Source organism: Halosimplex litoreum, assembly GCF_016065055.1.
In the GTDB taxonomy this organism is placed as follows: domain Archaea; phylum Halobacteriota; class Halobacteria; order Halobacteriales; family Haloarculaceae; genus Halosimplex; species Halosimplex litoreum.
The window spans coordinates 2,379,710-2,403,408 of the sequence record NZ_CP065856.1 but is presented as its reverse complement, the minus strand read 5'-3'; the positions used below and the strand labels follow the sequence as shown (position 1 = coordinate 2,403,408).

At 71.1% G+C, this 23,699-nt stretch carries 23 protein-coding genes; 13 read left to right on the top strand and 10 right to left on the bottom strand.

The features are described 5' to 3' along the window. Positions 1-2 precede the first annotated feature (2 nt). Both folP and I7X12_RS11935 read right to left on the bottom strand, forming a co-directional pair. A complete protein-coding gene (folP, locus tag I7X12_RS11940; RefSeq protein ID WP_198060307.1) occupies positions 3-1,196 on the bottom strand; it encodes a dihydropteroate synthase in 1,194 nt (397 codons plus the stop codon). A 114-nt stretch (positions 1,197-1,310) separates the two neighbouring features. After that, positions 1,311-1,619, bottom strand: coding sequence for a hypothetical protein (locus I7X12_RS11935; protein WP_198060306.1), 309 nt, complete (start codon positions 1,617-1,619; stop codon positions 1,311-1,313). A 121-nt stretch (positions 1,620-1,740) separates the two neighbouring features. Between I7X12_RS11935 and I7X12_RS11930 the strand changes: the two genes are divergently transcribed. Both I7X12_RS11930 and I7X12_RS11925 read left to right on the top strand, forming a co-directional pair. Continuing rightward, positions 1,741-2,268, top strand: coding sequence for a hypothetical protein (locus I7X12_RS11930; RefSeq protein ID WP_198060305.1), 528 nt, complete (start codon positions 1,741-1,743; stop codon positions 2,266-2,268). After that, positions 2,268-3,089: an RNA methyltransferase gene (locus I7X12_RS11925; RefSeq protein WP_198060304.1), complete on the top strand. Its 822-nt coding sequence runs from the start codon at positions 2,268-2,270 to the stop codon at positions 3,087-3,089. Before I7X12_RS11930 ends, I7X12_RS11925 begins: the two co-directional genes overlap by 1 nt. A 79-nt stretch (positions 3,090-3,168) precedes the next feature. On the opposite strand, the gene I7X12_RS11920 is transcribed toward I7X12_RS11925, so the two are convergent. Further along, a complete protein-coding gene (locus I7X12_RS11920) occupies positions 3,169-4,674 on the bottom strand; it encodes a DUF7504 family protein (RefSeq protein WP_198060303.1) in 1,506 nt (501 codons plus the stop codon). Positions 4,675-4,830: 156 nt separating this feature from the next. On the opposite strand from I7X12_RS11920, the gene I7X12_RS11915 reads away from it, so the two are divergent. Then, on the top strand, positions 4,831-5,928 hold the full coding sequence (locus tag I7X12_RS11915) for a cellulase-like family protein (RefSeq protein ID WP_198060302.1): 1,098 nt from the start codon (positions 4,831-4,833) through the stop codon (positions 5,926-5,928). A gap of 15 nt (positions 5,929-5,943) precedes the next feature. Here I7X12_RS11915 and I7X12_RS11910 read toward each other — a convergent pair whose 3' ends face one another. The 3 genes from I7X12_RS11910 to gatE are packed head-to-tail and all read right to left on the bottom strand — an operon-like array spanning position 5,944 to position 9,285. After that, positions 5,944-6,417: a hypothetical protein gene (locus I7X12_RS11910; protein ID WP_198060301.1), complete on the bottom strand. Its 474-nt coding sequence runs from the start codon at positions 6,415-6,417 to the stop codon at positions 5,944-5,946. After that, positions 6,414-7,409, bottom strand: a complete 996-nt coding sequence (locus I7X12_RS11905) for a hypothetical protein (protein ID WP_198060300.1) — start codon at positions 7,407-7,409, stop codon at positions 6,414-6,416. Before I7X12_RS11905 ends, I7X12_RS11910 begins: the two co-directional genes overlap by 4 nt. A 1-nt stretch (position 7,410) precedes the next feature. Further along, positions 7,411-9,285, bottom strand: a complete 1,875-nt coding sequence (gene gatE, locus I7X12_RS11900; protein WP_198060299.1) for a Glu-tRNA(Gln) amidotransferase subunit GatE — start codon at positions 9,283-9,285, stop codon at positions 7,411-7,413. A gap of 168 nt (positions 9,286-9,453) precedes the next feature. Between gatE and I7X12_RS20695 the strand changes: the two genes are divergently transcribed. Together I7X12_RS20695 and I7X12_RS11895 are read left to right on the top strand one after the other, a co-directional pair. Then, entirely contained in the window at positions 9,454-9,576 is a 123-nt protein-coding gene (locus I7X12_RS20695; RefSeq protein ID WP_269750310.1) for a hypothetical protein, read from the top strand. 72 nt (positions 9,577-9,648) lie between these two features. Next, positions 9,649-10,527 (top strand): DUF7537 family lipoprotein, encoded by an 879-nt coding sequence (locus I7X12_RS11895; RefSeq protein WP_198060298.1) that lies wholly within the window; start codon positions 9,649-9,651, stop codon positions 10,525-10,527. Between the two features lie 80 nt (positions 10,528-10,607). Here I7X12_RS11895 and I7X12_RS11890 read toward each other — a convergent pair whose 3' ends face one another. Continuing rightward, a complete protein-coding gene (locus tag I7X12_RS11890; protein ID WP_198060297.1) occupies positions 10,608-12,017 on the bottom strand; it encodes a class II fumarate hydratase in 1,410 nt (469 codons plus the stop codon). 71 nt (positions 12,018-12,088) lie between these two features. Here I7X12_RS11890 and I7X12_RS11885 point away from each other — a divergent pair, with 71 nt between their 5' ends. The 3 genes from I7X12_RS11885 (at position 12,089) to I7X12_RS11875 (ending at position 17,273) form a co-directional block, all read left to right on the top strand. Beyond that, positions 12,089-12,850 carry a hypothetical protein gene (locus tag I7X12_RS11885; RefSeq protein ID WP_198060296.1) on the top strand — a complete coding sequence of 254 codons (762 nt, stop codon included), beginning with the start codon at positions 12,089-12,091 and terminating at the stop codon, positions 12,848-12,850. 110 nt (positions 12,851-12,960) lie between these two features. Further along, a complete protein-coding gene (locus tag I7X12_RS11880; protein ID WP_198060295.1) occupies positions 12,961-15,504 on the top strand; it encodes a GAF domain-containing protein in 2,544 nt (847 codons plus the stop codon). Between the two features lie 131 nt (positions 15,505-15,635). Next, positions 15,636-17,273, top strand: coding sequence for a methyl-accepting chemotaxis protein (locus I7X12_RS11875; protein ID WP_198060294.1), 1,638 nt, complete (start codon positions 15,636-15,638; stop codon positions 17,271-17,273). Positions 17,274-17,370: 97 nt separating this feature from the next. Here the strand turns inward: I7X12_RS11875 and fen are convergent, their stop codons facing one another. After that, entirely contained in the window at positions 17,371-18,351 is a 981-nt protein-coding gene (gene fen / locus I7X12_RS11870) for a flap endonuclease-1 (protein ID WP_198060293.1), read from the bottom strand. A gap of 179 nt (positions 18,352-18,530) precedes the next feature. Between fen and I7X12_RS11865 the strand changes: the two genes are divergently transcribed. Continuing rightward, positions 18,531-19,454 carry a hypothetical protein gene (locus tag I7X12_RS11865; RefSeq protein ID WP_198060292.1) on the top strand — a complete coding sequence of 308 codons (924 nt, stop codon included), beginning with the start codon at positions 18,531-18,533 and terminating at the stop codon, positions 19,452-19,454. A 41-nt stretch (positions 19,455-19,495) separates the two neighbouring features. Here the strand turns inward: I7X12_RS11865 and I7X12_RS11860 are convergent, their stop codons facing one another. Beyond that, the gene (locus I7X12_RS11860; RefSeq protein ID WP_198060291.1) at positions 19,496-20,119 is read right to left on the bottom strand and encodes a GNAT family N-acetyltransferase; all 624 of its coding nucleotides are present in this window, start codon (positions 20,117-20,119) and stop codon (positions 19,496-19,498) included. Between the two features lie 110 nt (positions 20,120-20,229). Here I7X12_RS11860 and I7X12_RS11855 point away from each other — a divergent pair, with 110 nt between their 5' ends. Continuing rightward, complete coding sequence (locus I7X12_RS11855; RefSeq protein WP_198060290.1) at positions 20,230-20,859, top strand: class I SAM-dependent methyltransferase; 630 nt, start codon at positions 20,230-20,232, stop codon at positions 20,857-20,859. A gap of 27 nt (positions 20,860-20,886) precedes the next feature. After that, positions 20,887-21,318 carry a DUF3054 domain-containing protein gene (locus I7X12_RS11850; protein WP_198060289.1) on the top strand — a complete coding sequence of 144 codons (432 nt, stop codon included), beginning with the start codon at positions 20,887-20,889 and terminating at the stop codon, positions 21,316-21,318. Between the two features lie 205 nt (positions 21,319-21,523). On the opposite strand, the gene I7X12_RS11845 is transcribed toward I7X12_RS11850, so the two are convergent. Then, the gene (locus I7X12_RS11845) at positions 21,524-21,694 is read right to left on the bottom strand and encodes a DUF7331 family protein (protein WP_198060288.1); all 171 of its coding nucleotides are present in this window, start codon (positions 21,692-21,694) and stop codon (positions 21,524-21,526) included. Between the two features lie 524 nt (positions 21,695-22,218). On the opposite strand from I7X12_RS11845, the gene I7X12_RS11840 reads away from it, so the two are divergent. After that, a complete protein-coding gene (locus I7X12_RS11840) occupies positions 22,219-22,440 on the top strand; it encodes a hypothetical protein (RefSeq protein WP_198060287.1) in 222 nt (73 codons plus the stop codon). 101 nt (positions 22,441-22,541) lie between these two features. After that, positions 22,542-23,543 carry an ornithine cyclodeaminase family protein gene (locus I7X12_RS11835; RefSeq protein ID WP_198060286.1) on the top strand — a complete coding sequence of 334 codons (1,002 nt, stop codon included), beginning with the start codon at positions 22,542-22,544 and terminating at the stop codon, positions 23,541-23,543. Positions 23,544-23,699: the final 156 nt, after the last annotated feature.

Sequence of the window (23,699 nt, the reverse complement as noted above, 5' to 3'; positions counted from 1 at the left end):
CGTCACCCGGCGTCCTCGGCGGCGTCGGCGAGGGCGCTCGCGAGCGTCGACGGGACCCGTTCGTCGGCGGCCAGTCCGGTCAGCGCCGCGGCCGACCCCCACAGGAGCCCGCGCCCGTCCGGTCCGACCGCGAACCGGCAGCCGGCGGCCGCGGCGGCCGCGCGGAGACGCCCCAGCTCGTCGTCCGGGCCGGCCACCTCGTACACGCCCGCGACGGCGTCCGCGGGGTCGACGCCGTCGACCCCGACCCGCTCGGCGTGGCGGGCGAACTCCCCCGCCGTCGTCACGTCCAGCTCCTCGGCCGCGAGTGCCGCGTCCACGCCGGCTCGCCCCCGCTCGCGCGCGAAGGCGTCGCCGACGAGCGCGGCGTCGCGGGTCTCGCTCACGTCGTGAGTGCGGATCACGTGGGCGCCGCGCTCGACCGCCATCGACGTGGCCGCGAGGCTGACCGGCAAGGCGCCCTCTGTCGAGCGGTCCGCCAGCGACCGGAGGAACGTCTTGCGGTTGATCGAGACGAGCGTCGGGGCGCCGAGCCCGCGGAACTCCCGCAGCCGCCGGAAGGTCTCACGGTCGTCCTCGATCGTCTGGTCCTCGGACCACCGGCCGAACGCGGGGTCGACGATGGTCTTGTCCGTCAGGCCGTTCTGTGTGAGCGCCTCGTACACCTGGTCGACGTAGTCGGCCCCTTGGGCCCACTCCGCCGACTTGCGCTCGGTCCACGGCGTCGCCCGCACGGCCCCCGGTTTCGTGATGTCGGGCGGGCTCGCCATCTTCGCGACGGCCACGTCGTACTCCCGACAGACCTCGGGCATCTCGGGGTCGGCGAAGCCGGCGATGTCGTTGACCATGTCGAACCCCCGGTCGAGGGCGGCCTCGGCCACCTCGGCGTAGCGCGTCTCGATGCTCCAGACGGCGTCGCCCGACGTGGATTCGAGCGTCTCGATAGCGGTGTCGAGCCGGTCGAGTTCCCCCTCGGCCGAGAGTACGTCGAACTTCTTGTTGGCCGATTCGAGGCCCACGTCGACGATGTCGGCTCCCTCGTCGATCAGTTCGTCGTCGACGTACGCCGCGGCCTCGCCGGGGTCGGCGAAGACGCTCGGATCGTAGGGCGACTCCTCGCTGACGTTGAGCACGCCCATGATGCGCGGCGGATAGTCGTCTCCGATCCCCAGGCCCGCGGCGTCGACGTTCTGCATGTGCGGGGGTCAGGACCACTGGTGCAAAAGCGGTACGGTGCGCCCGCAAGCGACCGCCGACGCGTCGGCGCGAGCGCGGCTCCCGGCGCTCGCCCCGGCGGCGTGACGCCCGCACTACTGCTCGTCGAACAGCGTATTGGTCGTCCGCGTGTCCCGCTCGTACCGTGACTCGGGCAGCTTCGCCGAGCAGTTCCGGCAGACGGTGTAGTCGGGGTCGTTGTTCGTCTCGCACTCCGGACAGTAGCCCGGGTACTTCGACGGCGTCGTGTGGACGAGACTCGAGTAATGCGACGGCATCGCCGCCTCCGACCGCGACGACACCGACGCGACTCGGCCGAGCGCCACCGACCCGACGAACGCGACCAGCCCCAGCGCCATCGCCGCCAGGACCGCGAACACTACGACGGCCACGAAACTGACCATGTGTGTCGGTCGGTACCACACCCTCATAAATCGTCGGGTCAATCGACTGACTCGACGGCGTCCGACGGGTCGACGGCGCCAACACGGGCGCTTTTTGTCGACCGGTCGTCTACGACCGGCCATGGGAAAGGTCTCGATCGGGCTCCGCGGCTGGCGCTTCGACGAGGAGGCGGTCTTCGCCGCCGACGGGACGATCCGGCCGCTGGACAACATGGACGCCGAGACGCGCGAGCGGATCGTCCGCCTCTCGGCGATGATGGGCGAGCCCTGCGACTGCTGTTACCTGATCCACGGCGAGGAAGAGATCCAGCGGTGCAACCCCGCCCAGGCCATCTACGGCGAGGCGCTCGGCGAGGTCCTCCTCTGTGACGACCACGAAGCCGACTTCGTCTACTGGTTCCAGGAGGAAGGCGGCAAGGACCACGCCGGCGAACGCGAGCTGAAAGACCGCTTCCACCAGTGGTTCCTCGACGGCGGTCGCGCCCCCGACGGGTTCGAACTCGAACACGTCGAAGAAGACCCCGACGACGTCCCCGAGGCGCCCGACCCCGACGAGGAGCTGCCCGGCCTCGAAGAGGAGATCGAGGAGATGGACGACGACGAGCTCGACGCCCTCGACATGGATCTGTCGGACATCGATTTCGACTGATGAGCGGCGACAACACGGTCGACGACGGCGACGACGCGCCGAGCGGCGACGCGCCGGACCGCGAGGGAGTCCCCTCGATCTCCGTCGCCGTCGTCGATGCCGAGACCTCCGGTAACGTCGGCACCATCGCCCGCTCGATGAAGAACTTCGGGCTCTCGGACCTGTTGCTCGTCGACCCGCCCGACGTCGGCCCCGAGAGCGAGGCCGCCGGATTCGCCGGCCAGGCCCGCGAAGACGTCCTGCCGAACGCTCGTGAGGTCTCCTTCGACGAGCTGGTCGAGCACTACCACACCGTCGGTTGCACGGCCGTCACCAACGAAGACGAACGCAGCCACACCCGCTACCCCTTCCGGACGCCCGCGGACCTCGCCGACAGCCTCCGCGGCGTCGACGCCGACACCTGCGTCGTCTTCGGCCGCGAGCGCGTCGGACTCACCAACGAGGAACTCGCCCGCCTCGACGAGGTGTGTTCGATCCCCGCTTCCGGGGAGTACCCCGTGCTCAACCTCGGCCAGGCGGCGACCGTCGTCCTCTACGAACTCCGGGACCTGACCGTCGCGGAGACCCAACACCCCGAGTCGAGCCACCAGCGCGCCGACGAACGCGCCGTCGAGGGCCTGCACGAGCAGTTCGCCGACTTCCTCGACGCGATCGACCACCCCGAGGAGAAGCGAGCGAAAGCGCGGCGACTCTGGCGGCGGTTCGTTGGCCGCGCCCATCCCACCGGTCGCGAGGCGAAGACGCTCCGTGGAGTCTTCCGCCGGGCAGACGGGAAGGTCGACCGACTCGAGAGCGACGACGGGGACGACCGCGACGCGTAGGACGCTACGACCGGGAGACGAGCGCGACGCTCGCCGGGACCGACGCGCCGTTGGCGCCCAGTGGCGCGGTTCGAGACGGTCAGTGACAGTGCGTTTCGACGACGTACGTCGAGAGCGCGGCCACCCGCTCGGGCGTGCGAGTCCAGAACCCGTGGTAGACGCCCGGGTCGCGCTCCTCCGCGACCAGTGCGGCCGCCCTCTCGCCGGCTCCCGCACCGTCGTGGACGACGAACCAGGTGTCGCGTATCTCGGGGTCGTCGGAAGCGTGGACCGTGATCGCCGTGTCCGGGGGCGTGGCCGCGTCCGCCACGCCGTACGCGTGCACGTCGACCCCGGCCTCGGCGAGCGCCTCGTAGATCCGACGGGTCCGTGGCACCGCCCACAGCCGCGAGAGCGACTGGAACCCCGCATCGAGCCGGCCGCCGCTCGTCCGCGCGGCGCGCGTCTCGACCACGCGGCTCGCCTCGACGAGGAACGCACGGTCGACGCCGCCTGCGGCGCGGGCGTCGCCCGAGAGCGCCTCGATGACGGCCGGTCGTCGGCCGTCGGCGAACAGTGACGACTCGTCGAGTGCGATCGCGTCGGCGAGGTCGGCGGTCGGCGTCGCCGCCAGCAGCGCCTCCTCGCGGTGCAGTAGCGCGACGCCACGGGGCGTCTCCGCGTCCAGCCTCGCGGTCCGGACGGTCACGTCCCGGCTCTCGAAGTACGAGCGGAGGGCGTCCGCCTCGCCCTCGCGCGCCGCGTCGTCTTCCTCGTAGTTGCAGAGGGTCAGCGTCGGCCGCTCGGCCTCGACCGCTCGGACGGCCGCCCCGAGCGACTCCGGCGGTCGGGCGCTCGTCGGCGTCGTCGTCCCGCGAGTATCGCTCGACTCCGCCGCGCCGACCGGCTCGGTCAGGTCGATCGGCCGCCAGTCGCCGTCGGTGCCAAATCGTCGCGTCCGTGCCTCGAACCCGTCGTCGGCCTCGCGAATGTCGACGAGGCCGTCGACGAGCGCGGGGAGACTGTTACCGATATCACCCTCCAGCCCGTCGGTGTGGACGACGACGAGCCCCAGCCCTTCGACGGACCTGATCCGGCCGCTAAGCACGTGGACGAAACGCGTGATCCGCTCTGTGTCGGCGTACATCGCCATCGTGTTGAGCGTCGCGATGCCGACCCGGATCCGCCCGACACCGCGCTCGGTCAGCAGCTCGTCGAAAAACCGGCTCACCATCATCCCGATACCGGTCAGGTCGGCCGGCGAGTTGACCGACCCGACCGCCGGCGTCCCCACGCCGTCCGCCGAGAACGTGGTGCCCTCGGTCGCGTCGGTGACCGGGCGGTCCCCGCCGCCCGCCTCACCGGTCGCGTCGACGATCCCGACCCTGCTCGGGTCGGCGTTCGGTGCGAGGCCCCGGTATCGCTCCCAGAGCGAGGCCGGTCGTTCGTCGGTCGTCACCAGCACCGTACCTGTGTCGCCGTCGTCGTCGCCCGCGAGCAGTTGCGTCGTCATGTCCGTCTTCCGGGTCATGGTCCGCCCGCGAACGAGCAGCGTCGTCCCCTCACCGACTGACTCGTTCCACAGCGGCGGCCCCAGAACGTACATTGCTATCGGGAGGTGTCCCCCGGATACAAGTGTTCCGCCATCCTGCCCCGCGGTCGTAGTGTCGACCCGACAGTTCGGCCACCACCGCCACCGGACGGCGGCCCGGAGGGTGCCCGTCGGAGCTACCATTAAGTACCCCGGCGCCGAGCGGGTCCCATGACACTCGTCGACCGCGACGCGCCGCTGGCGATAGCGATGTGGGACTTCTCCTGGCTGGAACGGCGGTATCCCGGCGGCGGCTACGAAGACTGGGACCGGGCGCTCGACGAACTCGTCGAGCGAGGCTACGACGCCGTCCGGATCGACGCCTATCCCCACTTCGTCGGCACCGACCCCGACCGCGAGTGGACGCTCCCGCCGGCTTTCGACGCCTGCGACTGGGGAGCGCCCGCGACCTGTCGCGTCGAGGTGACCCCCGCGCTGACGGAGTTCGTCGGCGCCTGCGCCGACCGCGACGTGTCGGTCGCGCTGTCGTCGTGGTTCCGCGAGGACGAGAGCCGCGCCCGGATGGGGATCCGAACCCCGGCAGACCTGGCGTCGGTCTGGGTCGATACGCTCGATCGGATCGCCGACGCGGGCCTGCTGGACACCCTCTGTTGGGTCGACCTCTGTAACGAGTTCCCGCTCCACCAGTGGGCGCCGTACTTCAACGACCCCGACGAGCCCCGGACGCCGCGGGACTCCCCGGCGGGTCGGCGGTGGATAACCGACTCCATCGCGGGCGTGCGCGAGGCGTATCCGAACCAAGAGTACTGTCTCTCGGAGACGGTCGACCCCGACGTGTGGGGCCGCGAGCCCGCCGACGGGATGGATCTCCTCGAACCGCACGTCTGGCTGATGAACGCCACCGACTACTACGACTTCGAGCGCGACGGTGGTGACATCGACAGTGCAGAGCACTACGAGTGGGTCGTCGAGCACGCCGAAGAGCGCTACCGCGACGATCCCGACCGCTGGCGGGCGGCACTCGGCGACGCCATCGACGCCGCGGCCGAGTGGTCCCGCGAGACGGGCCTCCCGCTCGCGACCACGGAGTCGTGGGCGCTCATCCACTACAAGGACTGGCCCGGCCTCGACTGGGCGTGGCTCAAGGAGGTCTGCGCGTTCGGCACCCAGCGGGCCGCCGAGACCGGCCGCTGGACGGCCATCTCGACGAGCAACTTCTGCGGTCCGCAGTTCGAGGGGATGTGGGACGACGTCGAGTGGCACCGCGAGCGGACCGACGCGATCGGTGCGGCCAGCGTCGACCTGTAACGGCCGCCCCTCGATCTACCGCGGCGGGTCGCGCTCGCTGTGGCCGCCGTCGGCGCTGCGCTCGGCGTCGAGCGACGACCGCTCGACGACGACGCTCGTCCGCGCGGCCGCGACCAAGTCCGCGAGGAGGTGCGCGTACAGCGACGCCGCGACGAGCGCGCCCACGTAGGGGTCCCAGACGTACGCCAGCGGCACCGCGACTCCGCCGATGAGGACGTGCGTGAGCAGGCGGTTCAGCGACCCCACGTCGCCGGCCTCGAAGATGGCGTCCTGGTCGAGGAAGACGATCCGCGGGTCGCGGAGACAGCGCACGGCGGCGCCCCAGTGGCCGGTGTTGTACCGCGCGAGCAGGAAGTGGTCGAAGTCGATGCCGACGCCCACCGCGACGGCGAGCGCGACAGCCGCCACGGCCGGGATCGGGGGCGGTGCCACGACGACGGCCGCCAGCCCGACGGCCAGCGAGATGGCCCCGTGGGCCGAGGACTTCATCGCGGAGTCCCCGAGTCGTCGGCCCGGGCACCGACGGACTCGGAGGCGGAGTCGGAGACGGTCCGCTGGACGACCGAGAGGCCGACCGCGCCGGCGAGGAACGCGCCGGTCGCGAGCAGTTGCGTCCACGAGTCCGGCGCGGGCCACAGCCCCATCCCGGCGGCCTCGACGGCGCCCATCGGCGTCACGGTCGCGCCGATGAGCGCCACACCGAGACCGGCGCTCAGGACCGCGACCGCGATGCCGCCGACGACGAGGACCAGCCAGACCACGGCCGTCCCGCCGACGACCGTCCGGGCGTCGGCCCCGTCGACCGCGAGGACGAGGAACGCCACCGCCAGCACGCCGTAGTCGACTGCGCCCCCAAGCGCGGCGACGGCCCCGTCGACGACGGCCAGCCAGACGTACGGGACGCCCAGCGCCAGCCGCGTCGCGAGTTCGACGCTCAGCCACAGCGCCGCGGCGACGCCGAGCACCCGCGCGACACTGACGACCGCCCGCGGCTCGACCCGTGGGAGTCGGCGTTCGCTCGGCGCCATCGGCAGACCCGCTCGGGCTTCGTCGCCGAGCGCGTCACGGAGCGTCGCGCCGCCCGCCGCGGTCGCGGCGACCAGTCCGGCCGCGAACAGCCCGCTCTGGACCGCGCCCGCGACCCCCTCTGCGAGGGCCGCCGTGGCGACGGGGTCGGGCGCGACGATCAGCCGCGCGAGCGGCGACGCGTCGATGGCCACCGCGCCGACGAAGACGGCGCCGACCAGTCGACGGACGCCACTCCGCGTCACCGAGCCGTCGCCGCTGGCGACGCGCTCGGCCAGCGCGAGCAGCGCCACGACGGCCAGCCAGTCGGCCGCGACCCGCAGCCCCAGCGAGCCGACGAGCGCCACGACGCTCCGGAGCGGCCGCGGCGGCACCGACGCCAGCGCCAGTGTCGCCGCTCCCAGTAGCACCGTCGCGACGAGCGCGGCCAGCCCGCGGCGCCGGGTCGCCTCCATGTTACGCTCGCTCCTGGATCTCCTCGCGGAGGACGCTGCTGACCGTGTCGCCGTCGGCCTTCCCGCGCAGCTCGCCCATGCACTCGCCCATCAGCCCGGAGAACGCACCCATACCCTCGGCCTCGACCTGCTCGGCGTTGCGCTCGACGACCCGCACGACCGCCTCGCGCACCTCCTCGTCGCCGACACCGCCCAGGTCCTCCCGTTCGACGGCTTCCTCGGCCGTGAGAGCGGGGTCGGCCGAAAGCGCCCGCAGCAGGTCGTCCAGGCCCTCCTGAGGGACCTCGCCCTCGTCGACCAGCGCGAGCGCGTCGGCGAGGTGGTCGTCGGTCAGGTTCTCGACGGCCACGTCGTCCCGGCGGAGTTCGGTCAGCGTCGATTCGAACGTCGTGGCCGCCAGCGTCGGGTCGACGCCCTCCCCGACCACCCGCTCGAACAGCGGCATGGACTCGCCGTAGGCGACCTGCTCGGCCAGCCCCGAACCGAGGTCGTACTCGGCCTGGTAGCGCTCGACCTTCTCGGTGAGCAGTTCGGGCTGGTCGACCTCCGACGGGTCGGGTTCCACCGGCGGCACGTCCGTCTCGGGGTACATCCGCGCCGCGCCCGGCAGCGGTCGCAGGTAGCGGGTCGTCCCCTCCTCGGTGGCGTCGCGGGTCTCCTCGGGGACTTCGTCCATCGCCGCCTCGGCGCGCTCGACGACCGCCTCGATGGCCAGCTCGGTCGTCTCGGGGTCGTCGGCGACCAGCGCGACGGCGTCCTCGGGCCCGGCGCCGACGGCCTCGCGCAGGTCCGAAACCTCCGCTTCGGTGACGCCGTAGGCCGGCAGTTCGTCGGTGTGGAAGATGCCGCCGGCGCCGTGGCGCTTGGCGTGGTCCGAGAACTCCGTCCCCAGCCGGCGGTCGGGCTGGATCTCCCGGCCGACGAGCCCGTCGAAGCCGTCCAGACGGACGGCCATCACGTTACCGCCACTGGAGAGCGCGCCGCCGATGACACCGGAGTCGGTGTCTTCGAAGACTTCGGTCACGTCTTCAGGCTCGCCGACGGCGGCGCCCCGTCCGTCGAGTTCGTCGGCGATATCGAGGAGTTCGACCTGCCGTCGGACCTCGTTGCGGACGATGTCGTCGATGTCGTCGAGGCTCTGGACGCCCTTGATCTCGACGCGGGCGCCCTCGGCGATGGAGACGTTCACGTCCTGGCGGATGGTACCTAAGCCGCGCTTGACCTGTCCCGTCGAGCGCAGCAGCATGCCGATGCGCTCGGCGGCGGCGCGGGCCTGCTCGGGCGAGCGAATATCGGGTTTGGTCCCGATCTCCACGAGCGGGATCCCGAGACGGTCGAGCGAGAACTGCACGCCCGAATCGGTCTCCTCGACGCGCTGGGCCGATTCCTCTTCGAGCATGAGGTCCTCGATGCGGACGGTTCCGTCGTCGGTCTCGATGGCGCCCTCGCCGGCGACGCGCATCGTCCGCTGGAAGCCCGTGGTGTTCGAGCCGTCGACGACGATCTTCCGCATGACGTGGACCTGGTCGACGACGCTCGCGTCGAGCAGCTGGGCGATCTCCATGGTCACGTCCATCGCCTCCCGGTCGACGCGGTGGGGCGGCTCGTCGTCCTCCTCGACGAGACAGGTGGTGTCGTAGGAGAGATATTCGAACTGCCGGTCGACCATGCTCTCCTCCAGGGCGGCCTCGTCGATCTCGCCGAGCTCGCTCTTGGTCGGGTGGAGATAGCGGGTGAAGGTCCGACCGGCCTCCTCGGGTTCGCGGAGCTCCGTCGGACACGGGCAGAACAGCTTCGATGCCGTGTCCAGCTGCTGGTGGATCTCCAGCCCTGCCACCAGCCCCAGGTCCTCGTAGTCGTAGTCGGCGTCGCTCATTGAGCGTGTGTGTGACCGGGTGGACAAAAAGGACTCCGTCTCGACGGCTGGACGCGGTCACGGGGTCGGAGCGCTCGGGACAACGACTAACCGTCGCTCGGATCACGCTCGGGTACGGACGACAGCTACGACGAGACGGCCGGCGCGGTCGGCGGTGCGGTCGGTGCGGTGGTCGGAACGGTCGTCGCCAGCCTGACCCCGTTCACGCCGGGCTACCTGCTCTCGGCCGCGGCCGTCGGCGCGGCGACCGCGTACGTGGCCCATCGCCTCGTTCGTCGGTTCGGTCGGTGAACGGCTCGATCGGACGGCGCCCGCCCGGACCGGCGCCGAGGTGTTTTGGCCGTCCGGACCGAACGTGGCCCCATGGACGGGCGCGCGCTGGTCGTCGTCGGCCTCGTCGTGCTCGCGGGCTGTTCGATCGTCGCCGACGGGGGCGAGTCCGAGAGCCCCGTCGAGACGCTGACGCCCGCGCCGGTACCGACGACCGCGCCGACCGACACGGCCGACCCCTCGCCGCTCCCGCCGGGCGTGACGACACGGGGTCGGATCAGTCCGAGCGCCCTCGCGTCCGCGCACGTGCGAGAAGTGACGGGTCAGTCGTACGTCTGGGCCGAGCGCCGGCGGACGCTGACGGCGACCGGCGACGGCAACTGGACCGAGGCGCGCAACCGCACGCGAACCGTGCGGCTCGAAGCCGGCGACACCTACCATTGGAGCCGCTCCCGGCGGGTCGTCTGGACCGGCCTCACGCTCGGCTACCAGCCCGCGATCGAGCGGTACGCCGACGGCGAACGGCGCTACGTCCGCGAACAGGACGTGGACGGGCCCCTCTATCGCGCCCGGCCCGCGACCAACGACAGCCAGATCGTCGCGCTGATCGCCGCCAACCGGATCCAGTCGTACCTGTCGCTCAGGAACGTCTCCGTCTCGGTCGGCCGGATCGACGGCGAGCGGCGCTACTGGGTCGAGAACCGCGGCGGCGGCGTCGTCGACGGCGAGTACGCCGCGAACCTCTCCGTCGGCGCCGTCGTCACCGCCGACGGGTTCGTCCGCCGGCTCTCGGTCACCTACACCACCGAACGGCGCGGGACGCCCACCCGTATCGAGTACGAGTTCGCCTATCGGCAGGTGGGGAACGCTACCGTCTCACCCCCCGAGTGGCTGCCCGAGGCCCGCGCCGCCGTCGGCGAGGAAGACCGCGCTACACCGTCCGTCAACGCAACCGCCCGCACTCCGGGATGACCGCTGTTCGAACCGGGCTGCTCGCGGCTCACCGCGTTCGCCGCTCGCATTACGGAGATTCTCGCTCCGCTCGAATCTCCCTACTCGTCCCCGAGGATCACACGCTCGGTCATCTTCGCCGGGTCGAGCACCTCGTCGGCCTCCTCCTCGCTCAGGTAGCCCTCGGCGACGACGACCTCCTTGATCGTCTTGCCCTCGGCCATGGCCTGCTTGGCGACCTTGCTGGCCTTGTCGTAGCCGATCGCGGGGTTGAGCGCCGTCGCCAGCGCCATCGACTGCTGGACGCGCTCCTCGCAGTGCTCGCGGTCGGCTTCGAGCTTCGCGACGAACTTCTCGGCGAAGACCTCGCTGCCGTTCGAGATCAGCCGTGCCGACTGGAGGAAGTCGTTCGCCAGCACCGGCTTGTAGAGGTTGAGGTCGATCTGGCCCTCCGCGGCGCCCGCGGAGACGGCGGCGTCGTTGCCGACGACCTGCTTGTGGACCTGGTTGACCGCCTCGGCGACGACCGGGTTGATCTTCCCGGGCATGATCGACGAACCGGGCTGGTTCTCCGGCTGGTCGACCTCGCCGAGGCCGTTCCGGGGACCCGACGCCAGCAGCCGCAGGTCGTTGGCGATCTTGTTGAGGCTCCCGGCGACGGTCCGCAGCGCGCCGTGGGCCTCGCTCATCGCGTCGTGGGCGGCCTGAGCCTCGAAGTGATTGTCCGCTTCGCGGAACTCGACGCCGGTCTCCTCGCTGATGTACTCCGCGGCCGTGGCGGGGAACTCGGGGTGGGTGTTGAGACCCGTGCCGACGGCGGTGCCGCCCAGGGCGAGTTCGCTCAGGTGGTCGGTGACGTTCTCGACGCGCTCGATGCCCTTCTCGACCTGGGTGCGGTACCCGGAGAACTCCTGACCGAGTGTGATGGGCGTCGCGTCCTGGAGGTGCGTGCGACCCGTCTTGACCACGTCGTCGAACTCCCCCTCCTTCTCGCCGAGCGCGTCGGCGAGCGTCGAAAGCGCCGGGAGGACGTCCTTCTCGACGGCTTCGAGGCTCGCGACGTGCATCGCGGTCGGGATCACGTCGTTGGACGACTGGCCGTAGTTGACGTGGTCGTTGGGGTGAATCGTCCGAGAACCGATCTCGGCGCCGTAGATCTCGCTTGCGCGGTTGGCGATGACCTCGTTGGCGTTCATGTTCGAGGAGGTGCCCGAGCCGGTCTGGAACACGTCGACGGGGAACTGGTCGTCGTGCTCGCCGGCGATGACCTCGTCGGCCGCCTCGACGATGGCCTCGACTTTCTCCGACTCGACGAGGCCCAGGTCGTCGTTGGCCAGCGCCGCGGACTTCTTGACGACGCCGAGCGCGCGGACGAACCGCCGGCCGAAGGTCTCCTCGCTGATCGGGAAGTTCTCGACGGCGCGCTGGGTCTGGGCGCCCCAGTAGGCGTCCGCCGGGACCTGCATCTCACCGAGGCTGTCCTCCTCCGTTCGGAACTCGTCGTCTGACATACCCGGAGCGTCGCAGGGAGAGGCGTAAAACCCACCGAAGACACTTGGCACCCGCGGTCCATCGCCCGACCATGGACCGGCCGGCCCTCCACCTCGTCATAGCCGTCTGTCTCGTCCTCGCCGGGTGCTCCGTGCTCGGCCCGGACCACTCCCGCGACGAGCGCGCCGCCTCCGCGCTCGCCGACGCCCGTGACGCCGTCAACGCCACCGACACCTACCGCTTCGACGGGGACCTGCGCGTCGTCGCGACAGCCGACGGCGAGACCGAGCGCGTCGCGGTAGGGACGAACGGCACCGTCGACGCCGCCGACCGGCGGATGCACTCGACGAGCGTCCACGAGGGCGAGGCGCACGAAGCGTACGTGATCGACGGGACCGCCTACCGGGAGTGCGGCGGGCCGATGGGGATGGACATGTGGGGCGTCGAGAACGTGACTGCCGACGACTGGCGGACGACGACGCCGGCCGCGCGCCAGCTCGCGCTGCTCGAATCGGGGTCGCTCTCCCACAACGGCACTCGCACCGTCGACGGCGAGAAGGCGGTCCTGCTCGTCGGCCGCCCGACGACGGAGGCGCTCACCAGGTATCAGGAACGACGCGACCGGTCGCTGCTCGGCGGGCCGAGCGTCGAGAACGCGACGGTGCGGGTCTGGCTCGACGCCGAGACGAGTCGCCCGCTGCGGTCGGCGGTCCGCTTCGAAGTGAGCCAGGGCGGGAGTTCGGCGAGCGCGTCTATCGACACGCGTTTCGCCGGCTACGACTCCGAGCTGTCGGTGGACGTGCCCGTGATCCTCGACGAGGAGACGTGGGAAACGGGCTGTCCCGGCGGGTGAGTTCGTTTCTGCCCGTCGATCCCGGAATCTTTCGGCTGATACTTACCCCCGGACGCTTATACGATACTGTTCCTTGGAGACGGACAGACGGGACCCACCCCGGATCAGAGATGGGAGAGGACACACAGCCGGCGGCCGATCGACCGGTCGAGGACCCGGGCGACGACGGCCCCGGGCGAGCGGGACACCGACCGGCGAGCGGACGCGTCCAGTACGGACGCGAGGACGACGGGATAGCGACGGTCGTCGAACTCGGGCGCGTAGCGCTCGGCTGTACAGCAGGCGCGCTGGTGCAGGTCGGTACGGACGGGTGGGTCGTCCACACCGCTGCGACCGAGGACGATGCGTCGAGGTTCGCCGTCTCGGACCGTCGGATACGGGCGACCGTCGGCAGTCCGGATCCGACGGTCGAGACGGGAGGAGACGACGCGTCGAGCGAGTGGTTCGCAGGAAGACGGGTGACAGTCGACGGCGATCCGTTCGGGGCCGTCTGTTTCGTCGGGGAGGGGGCGGCTGCGCGGGACCGCTCGACCGCTCGGACGGTGGTCGACGGCGTCGCGGACCTCCTCGCGGGCGAACTCGCCGGCCGCGGCGACGGTCGCGAGTGGTCGGACCGAGCGCTGACAGAGACGCTGCTGGAGACGGTCCCCGACGTGCTGTACGCGTTCTCCGCGGACGGCCGGATCGTCCAGTGGAACGACGGTCTGGAGCGGGTCACGGGGTACGACTCCGGGGAGATCGCGACGATGGGGGCGCTCGACTTCGTGGCGGTGGCCGACCGGGCGCGGGTCGCCGAGGCGCTGGGCGATATCGGCGCGGAGTCGGCTCCGGGGGCGGTCGAAGCCGACCTGGTGACCCGCGACGGCGAGGCGGTCCCCTACGAGTTCAACGGCGCGCCGATCACCGACGCGGACGGCGAGGTGGTCGGGTTCGCCGGCGTCGGCCGGGACGTCTCGGACTACCGAGACCACGAGGAGACGCTGACGGCGCTGCACGACGTGACGAGAGAACTGCTGCCGCTGGAGAGCGAGGAAGCCATCTGCGAGCGGGTGGTCGCGGCGACGACGGACCTGCTCGACATCGAGGTGGTCGGCGCGTTCCTGTTCGACGAGGCGGCGAACGTCCTCGAACCCGCAGCACGGAACGCCGGCGCCGACGAGGTCGTCGAGGAAGTACCGACCTTCGGCCCGGGCGAGGGCGTCGCCTGGGAGGCGTTCATGCGCGGCGAAGTCGCCGTCTTCGACGACGTCCGGGCCGCCGAAGCGGTGTACAATCCGGAGACAGCGGTCCGGTCGGAGCTGTTCGTGCCGATGGGCGAGCACGGAATCTTGCTCGCCGGGTCGACGGCGGTCGCGGCCTTCGACGACCGGACGGTCGAGCTGGCGGACCTGCTGGCGGCCAACGCCGAGGCGGCGCTGGACACCGTCGCTCGAAAGCGGGCGCTGACCGAGCGCGACGCCGAACTGTCGCGCCAGCACCGCCGGCTCGAACGACTCGACGAGATCAACGAGCGCGTCCGGCGGATCGGTCACGCGCTGGTGGGCGCGGAGACGCCCGCGGAGATCGCCGACCTCGTCTGCGAGCGGCTGGCGGCCGTCGAGCAGTTCTCGCTCGTCGCGCTCTCGACCCGCGACCGGGGCGGCGACGAGCCGACGGTCGAGGCGGTCGCCGGTCGCGGCGATGGCTACTTCGAGGTGGTCGAGGCGACCGTCGCGGACGCCGGCGGCGGGGCGGAGAATCCGACGCGGCGGGCGAGGCGGACGCGCGAGCCGGTCGTCGTCGACCGCGTCGCCAGCGACTTCCGCGGCGAGGCCTGGCGGCAGGAAGCGCTGTCGCGGGACTTCCGGTCGGTGGCCGCGTTCCCGCTGGTCCACCACGGGGTCCCCCACGGCGTGCTCACGGTCTGTGCCGGCGCGCCCGACGCCTTCGACGAGGAGACGGTGACGGTGCTGGTCGAACTGGCCGACATGGTCGCCAAGGCGAGCGGGGCTGCCAAGCGACGCCTGGCTGCCAGTGCCGACGACGAGGTCGAACTGGTCGTGCGCATCGACTCCAGTCTCGCACCGATCGGACCGCTGGTGAACGAACTCGGCGCGGACGTGACCGTCACTCGGGCCGTCCCGGCAGCCGACGAGACGTGTCTCCTCTACGCGGAGACCGCGGCCGACGCCGACGCCGTCGCCGACGGGCTGGCGGCCGCCGCCGGGGTCGCCGACGGTCGCGTCGTCTCCGCGTCCGCCGACCGGACGCGCTTCGAACTGCGGACCGTCGACCGCACGGCCGCCGACGCGGTCCGCGGCGCCGGCGGGCGGATCGTCCGGCTCGTCCACACCGACGGGCACGCCCGACTGGTCGCTCGCGTCCGGCCCGAGACCGACGTGCGAGAACTGACCGGGCGGCTGGGCGGCGACGGCGAGGCGACGGTGCTCGCACAGCGGACGGACCCGACCGTCGCCGAGTCCGACCCGTTCGACGCGCTCACCGAACGCCAGCGGGCCGCCCTGCTCGCCGCCTACGACGCCGGCTTCTTCGAGTGGCCCCGCCACAGCTCCGGCGAAAAGGTCGCCGCCGACCTGTCGGTCGCCCAGCCGACGTTCGCCGAACACCTCCGACGCGCGCAAGCGAACCTCCTGCGCTCGCTGCTCGAGGAGTGACGGGCCGTCGGCCCGTTTTCAGGCACGATATTCGACCGGTCGCGCCACCCCAATCTGTATTGGGGCGGCCACGGATCCGCCCAATGCCGTTAGGAGAATCGCTCTTTGGTAGTCGCCCACACGGTGGAGCTATGTTCTCGCTACTCGCGTCACGGGCGCAGACGGGGGGTCAGTCGACCGAGCAGACCGAATCTGTCGAACCCGCGGACGGATCGGAGGCGGTCGGCGACGGCGCCGGTGCCGACGCCGCCGCGCTGGTGGGGAGTATCCTCGATGGGTTGACCGAGCCGACCGTGGTGGTCGACACGGACGGAGCGATCACCCACCTCAACAGTCAGGCTCGCTCGCTGTTCGAGACGACCGACGCCGAGGCGGTCGGCGCCCGCCCGCACGACCTCTGGGACTCGGACGTGGAGGACACGGTCACGACGGCGCTGACCGAGGGCACGGACGTGCAGGACGACGAGGCGACGCTGACGATCGGCGGCGAGGAGACGCCGGTCAGCCGGACGGTCACGCTGCTGACCGACGACGACGGCGACCGGGTCGGCGCGCTGGCCGTCTACGACGAGATCACCGAGCGACGCCGCGAGCGGCGTCGCAAGCGGGCCCTGGAGGCCTACCAGGAACGGGTGCTCGACGACCTCCGGGAGAAGCTGGCTCGCCTGGCCGAGGGCGACCTCACCGTCGACCCAAGCGTGCCCGAACCCGACGAGGAGTTCGAGGCGATCCGGGCGATGCACGAGGAGTTCGACGCGATGAACGACGACCTGGGGCGGGCGGTGTACAACATCCGGCAGGTGATCGAGTCGTTGACCGACCAGTCCGACGACCTGACCGCGACCAGCGACCAACTGGCGGCCTCCTCGGAGGAAGCCACCGCCTCGATCGAGGAGATCGACGCCTCGAGCGCGGAGTTGGCCGACGGCGCGGACGACCTGGCCGACCGGTCCGAGCGCGCCAGCGCCACCGTCGAGGACCTGTCGGCGTCGTTCCAGCAGATAACGGCCACCGTCGGCGTGATCGACGAGCGCTCGGCGGAGGCCGCCGACATGGCCGAGGAGGGCGTCACGGAGGTCGACGACGCCGTCGGCGAGATCCGCGAGGCGACCGACGCGACCGGTGACGTGGCTCAGCGGATCGACTCACTGGAGGCGTCGATGGCGGAGGTCGGCGAGATCGTCGAGATGATCGCCGAGATCGCCGACCAGACGAACATGCTGGCGCTCAACGCCAACATCGAGGCCGCCCGCGCCGGCGAGGCCGGCGAAGGGTTCGCCGTCGTCGCCGAGGAGGTCAAGAGCCTCGCCGAGCAGTCACAGGACTCCGCCGAGGACATCGCGCGGATCATCGACGAGGTCCAGCAGCAGACCGACGAACTGGTCGGGAGCATTCGCCAGGCCAATCGGCGGGTCGAGGACGGCGCCGACGCCGTCGAGACCGTCGGCGACCGCCTCGGCGAGATCCGCGACCGGATCGAGACCACTAGCCAGGGCGTCACCGAGATCACCGACGCCGTCGAGACCCAGGCCGACGACGCCGAACGGGTCAGCGCCATCGTCGAGGACAACACGGCGCTGGCCGAGGAGATCGCCGCCTCGGTCGAACAGATCTCCACCGGGCTCGACGACCAGGCGACCGCGATGGACGAGGTCGCCCACTCCGCCGAACATCTGAACGTAATGAGCGACGACGTCCACGACCTCGTCGACCGCTTCCGCCTCGAGGCCGACGAGGAGGCGACGATCGACGAGGCCGACGCAGTCTGAGCGCGGACGAACGAAGCCGGCGACGGTCCACCGGCTAACCACCGGTGGAACCGACCGGGCGAGTCCGTGCCGGGTCCGGTCGCCGTGCCCGCCCGACTCAGGTCCAGCGGTCGAGGCCGGTCTGGACGACCGACTGCTCGATGCGCTCGAAGCCGCGCTCGACCTCGTCGGGAGCGACCTCCCACTCTTCGCAGACGTAGGCTCGCGCTGCCTCGACGTCGGGTTCGATCTCGCGGTCGAACGCGTAGTCGTCGGTGACGGCGGGCTCTAAGAACAGGTCGCGGATGCGGTCGGCCTGGTCGACGTAGACGTCGTCGGCCTCGAAGACGCCCCAGAGGTCGCCGTGCTCGCGGACGGCTTTCACCGCGGTCTTCGGCCCGTAGCCGGAGACCCCCTCGTTGAAGTCCGTGCCCATGAGGATCGCGGCGTCGACGAGTTGCTCCCAGGTGACGTCGAGCGCGGCCAGCGTCGCCTCGAAGTCCATCAGTTCGGGGTCGCCCTTGCTGGTAAGTTGGCGCAGCGTCAGCGGCGCCCCGAGCAAGAGCGCGTCGTAGTCCTCCGTCCCGACGTAGTCGACCGTGCCTTCCCGGGCCATGTGGGCCGCCTGGGCCTCGCCCTCGGCCGGCGCCTGCACGACGGGCACGTCGAGCAGTTCGAGGGCCTCGCGAGTTGTCGAGAGGATCGTCTCGGTGAGCCGCTGGGTCTGCGATTCGAGACGAGCGACGGCGACCGCGTCCCCTTCCTCACGCGCCGCTTCGAGCCGTTCCTCCCGTTGCTCCCGCTCGGCGCGTCGCTGCTCGACCTCGTCGTCCTTGAGCGAGACGACGTCGCCGTCGAAGACGAACACGGGCGTGATGTCGTGCTCGAAGAACTTCGGGAGCCCCTGGACGACGCCGACGAGGTTGGCGACCTCCTCGCCGTCGGCGGTCGTGTAGATCGAGTCGCTCGTCCAGCGGACGGTCGTCGTCAGGTACCGGTAGAGCCAGTTGTGCGCGTCGACGGCGACGACCGACCCCGACAGGTCGTCGAACGGCACCTCGTCGATGGCGGCCAGGTCCCGGAGGTCTGCGTTTCCCATCACCGCTCGATAGGTCCAGCCCCGATTTGAATCCCCCGACCGCCTCGCCCGACCACCTCGCCCGACCGCCTGCTCACCCGCGGAGGGTCGTGACCGCACGGCAACCGATCAGTTGCGTACCACGAACGTGGTTTCAGTCGTCCGTCACATTCAATTCGGTGGGGTGTGAACGGAGTGGTATGCTGGGGTCACTCGTGACGCGGTTGCGCCGCCCGGAGTACACGGGCGAGAACCGCTGTCTGCCGTGTACAGTGCTCAACGTCGGGATCGCGTCGGTGGGGTCGACGCTGCTCGCGGCCTGGATCGTCGCCGCCGGCTACTCGACGGTCGCCCTCGGCGTCGCGACGGGCGTCCTCGCCGTCTCGCTGGCGGCGATCTGGCTGCGGGGGTATCTCGTCCCCGGGACGCCGACGCTGACGAAGCGATACCTGCCGGCGTCGGTGCTGGCGGCCTTCGGGAAGACCCCCGAGTCGTCGCCCGAGGGGATCGCCGCCGGGGCCGGAGCGGACGCGGACGCGGGCGACGAGGGGACGAAAGCCGGCGGTGCCGACGGTGACGCCGCGGTGCCCGCCGACGCCCAACCGGTCGACCCGGAGGCGCTGCTCGAACGCGCCGGGGCGATCGAGCCGTGTCGCGGCGACGATCGCTGTCTGACCGGCGACTTCGAGGGGGCGTGGCGCGACGAGATCGACGCCATTCGGGCCGACGACGAGGACCTCGGCCCCTGGCTCGACCGGTTCGGTCTGGACGACGGCGAGGTGACGACGAAGGAGGTGGGCAACTCCTTCGCGGTCAGCGTCGACGGCCGGCGGGTCGGCGCCTGGGAGTCCCGGGCGGCGTTCCACGCGGACCTCGCGGCGGCGACGCTGTTGGCCGACCGCCTGTCCGGCTGGGCGGGCTTGTCGGCCCGGGAGCGCGGACAGGTCTGCAACGGCCTGCGGATCTTCCTCGAGACCTGTCCCGACTGCGGGAGCCCGGTCTCGTTCGGCACCGAGACCGTCGAGTCGTGCTGTACCAGTCGCACCGTCGCCGCGGTCACCTGCGACGACTGCGGTGCCCGCGTCTTCGAGTCACCAGTCGACGACGAGGAAGTCGCCGTCTGACCCGTGCGGGTCGCCGCGGGCGGAGCCGGTCGGAAGCGCCCTCAGGCGGGCGGGTCGACGGGGTCCGGTGGGTCGACGCCCTCCGTCTCGGTCAAGAACTCGCGTTCGTCCGCCGAGAGGTCCGGGCCGTCGTCGGCTCCGGCGCGCTCGCGATAGACGTCGAGCCCGGCCTGGTAGGTCTCGCGCGTGCGGTCGCCGGCTGGCCCCGCGACGTCGTCGCCCTCGCCCAGCGGCCGGTCGAGGACGAGTTCGGCGACACCGGTCTCCTCGCCGGTGAACGCGAACCCGGCGCGGTACAGCGCCTGGTAGGCGAAGGGGTTGTTGACGGCGATGCGGGCGCGGTCGTAGCCCCGGTCGCGAGCGCGGGCGGCGACGAACGCGGCGAGATCCGGACCGATCCCGTCGCCGCGGCGGTCCTCGCGGACGGTGATGTAGCGGATCCAGCAGACCGACGGGTCGGTGCGGTCCTCGTTGAACGCCGCCGCGGCGACGACGTCGGCGGCGGCGTCGCCGTCGTCGGTCACCGGCGGCCCCGGCCCGTCGTCGGTCCGGACGAGCGCCTTCCCCGTGTTCGACATCACGAACTTGCCGGCGTAGCTGAACCGCTGCCAGTCCAGCGTCAGCGTCGGCCCGGACTCGGGCCACCCCAGCAGGACGTACTCCATCGCTCGCGGCTACCGGGCGCGGCCTCTTGTAGGACGCGGTGGACCGATGCGACCGGACTCCGGTCTCGTTCCCGGCCACCGTTATGCCGCAGGCACCCGTATTCGGACGTATGACACTCGGCGACGTGGGCGTCTTCCACCGGTTCGCGCGGCTGTACGACCGGGCGATGTACGCGGCCGACCCGGAGACGCTGACGGCTGGGCTGGAGCGGGCCGAGCGACCGGTCGAGCGCCTGCTGGACGTGGGCGGCGGGACCGGGCGCGCTTCGCGCGCGCTCGACGTGCCGCGACCGGTCGTCGTCGACGCGGCCCGGGGGATGCTTCGGGAGGCACGAGGCCACGGACTCGAGACCGTCCAGGGCGACGCCGCCAGACTCCCGGTCGCAGACGAGTCGGTCGACGCGGTGCTGGTCGTCGACGCGTTGCACCACATGGCCGACGCCGACGACGTGGTGGCGGCAGCCCATCGTGCGCTTCGGCCCGGTGGCGCGCTCGTGATACGGGAGTTCGACCCGACGACGATTCGGGGTCGGGGACTGGTCGCGGCCGAACACCTCGTCGGCTTCGACTCCCGGTTTCTCGCCGCCGACGCCCTGGCCGACCGGGTCGCGGCGGCGGGCTTCCGGGCGTCGGTCCCCGACCGCGGGTTCGGTTACACGGTCGCGGGCGTCAAACCCGTGCCTGCGACCGGCCCAGCCGACGGCGACGGCCGCGACGTCGCCGACCCATCGAACCAGTGAAGGGGCGGCGACGCCTCCCTTCGAGTAATGACATCCGATCGCACGGCGCTCGCCCTCCGCGTCGAACCCGTGCCGTTCACCGCGCTGGTCGCGCTCGGCGACCTGATCTGTATCGCCGCGTTCGTCCTGTTGGGCGTGACGGTCGGTCACGAGAGCATCGACCCGACGGCGAACCCCGGTCGCGTCGCGGCCACGGTGCTCACGTTCGCCGCCGGTTGGGCCGTCACCGCCCCGCTCGGCGGGCTCTACGCGGCCGACACCTACGGCTCGGCGAAGCGAGCGGTCGCGCTGACGGTGCCCGCCTGGGTCGGTGCGGCGCTGGTCGCGCAGGCGCTCCGAGCGACCGCGGTCGTCCCGGGCGGGGCCGCGGCGACCTTCTTCGTCGTCTCGGTCGTCGTCACGCTCGCGCTGCTGGTCCCGTGGCGCGTCGCGGTGAGCGTCCTCGCGTCGGACCGCTGACCCGCTCGCGTCACGAGCGTGTGCAGCGTCGCTGTGGAGTGAAACGCGAAAGCGGCGCGGTCGACGACCGCGCCCGACAGTACCGCACAGGGGTGTGAGTGAACGCAGGGGGTGGACCGCAGCGGTGGGTGGATGTGGGGTCAGTTCGTCTCGCGATACCGGAGGGGGACGTCCGCGCCGGGGGCGACCCCGTCGAGATCCGTCGTCATTGGGACTCCTCGACCGGAACGGCGACTGTCGACTGGAGCCACGCCTGGTGGTTCTCGCGGTCGTAGATGACGAACTCCTCGTCACCGATGCTGAGCTCGGCGTACCGTCGCCGTTGCTCGTCCGATCCGGTCCGTCCGTCGGGGTCGTCCGTTGCGTCTGGCGTCATTGTATCCTGAGCCGGCGCGTGCCGCCTCGACCTCCACCGACACCTTGCCGACACCCGAACATAAGTGCATGTGTCGGAGTATCACACGAGATAATAGGTAGCAGACGCGCTCTAACGGGCGACCATCGCGTTTGACTTCCCGCACCGGGCGATCGACCGGTCCGCCACTCACCGCCGTGATTATCGATCGTGATAGTAGGCCGCGTCCGGTGTGTAGTGGCGAGGCCCGGTGACCGACCGCCCGATCCGACGGTGACCGTTCGCCGGGCCCGACCGTCGACTCGACGTCGGTCAGGGGTCACTCCACCGCGGTCAGAAGCCGCGAGACCGACGCCCAAACCGCTTGCTGCCGATTTCGCGGCGCTCGTGGGGCGCGCACACCCGATCTCGTTTCATAAGTTATAGGAATAGTTTTCGTTAGTTATCCGGTGGCGACGGAGCAAATATACAGGGGTAATATAGAATGGTATCGGCTCATTTTGGGGAACGCTTATGTATTACTACCCTGTAGTTTATGATAGATTATGACTGGATACTACGACCTCGTTCTCGGCCTCATCCCGCTCGCGCTCGGTGGCATCACGGCGCTGCTCAGCGTCTTCGGTCTCGCGCTCACGACGGCCATCCCGGTCGCGTCCGTCGTGGCCGTCGGCCTCATCGGTCACGCGATGTTCGTCAACGGCCCCGTCGACTCGACGCCGGCCTCGACTCCGGCGGACGACGGCGGGTTTCAGGCCGCCGACTGACGTCCGCTCTCCGTTTCTTCGTCTGCTTCGCGGTCTCTCGGTTTCTCCCCGCTCCTTCGCGTTCCCACATCCATAAGCCGTCGCTAACCCTACCGTGAGCTATGACGGACGACACGGCGCTGTTCCTGACCAGCGACGACGTGAGCGGGCTCGCGACGGCCGAGGAGTACGTCGACGCGGTCCGCGAGGGGTACCGCGAGCGCGGCGAGGGGGCACCGGCCCGCCCGCGCACCCGACTCACCGGCGGCGACCCGCCGGGGATGCTCACCGGCTACAGCGCTATCCTGCCCGAGACCGGGGCGATGGGCGGCTACATGTACACCGGCGGCTTCGGGTCGGGCGACGCCCACTTCGTCCTCCCGCTGTTCGACGCCGACACCGGCGCGCCGCTGGCTGTCTTCGACGGCGCCAGCCTCAACCCGTTCAAGACGGGCGCGACCGGTGCGGTCGGTATCGACGCCCTCGCCCGGGGAGACGCGACCGACCTCGCCGTGATCGGCAGCGGCTCGCAGGCCCGCGGCCAGCTCCGCGCGGCCGTCACCGTCCGCGACTTCGAGACCGTCCGCGTCTTTTCGCCGTCGCCCGAGAACCGGGAGTCGTTCGCAGAGGCGATGGACGCGGAACTCGACCCCACGGTCCGCGCCGTCGATTCGAGCACCGAGGCGGTCGTCGACGCGGACGTGGTGATCACCGCCACGACCGCCTCCGAGCCCGTGTTCGACGGCGAGCACCTGCCCGACGGCGCCCACGTCACCTGTATGGGACAGTACGACCCGGAGAAGCGCGAGGTGGACAGCGAGACCGTCGCCCGGGCCACGTACGTGCCGGATCTGCGCGACCGGGTCGAGCGCGACGCCGGCGCCTTCCTGCTCGCCCGCGAGGCGGGCGCGATCGGCGACGACCACGTCCACGCCGAACTCGGCGAGGTCGTCGCCGGCGTCGAACCGGGCCGCACACACGAGGACGAAGTGACGCTGTTCGACAGCGGCGGCACCGCCATCGAGACCGTCGCCGCCGCCCACGTGCTCTACCAGAAGGCCGTCGACGCCGGGCTGGGTCGGGAAGTCGAGTTCCTGCCCGCGAGCCGTGCGTTCGAGGAGTAGACAGCACGGACGGCCGGACGGTCCGACGGGTCAGTCGGCGACCGACGCGGTCGGGCGGTCGGTCACCGATGCCCGCGGCGGATGCCGGTCAGGCGGTCTCGCCGCAACTCCGACACCGGGCGCGGTCCGCGCTCGGGTCGAACGCCAGCGCCACGT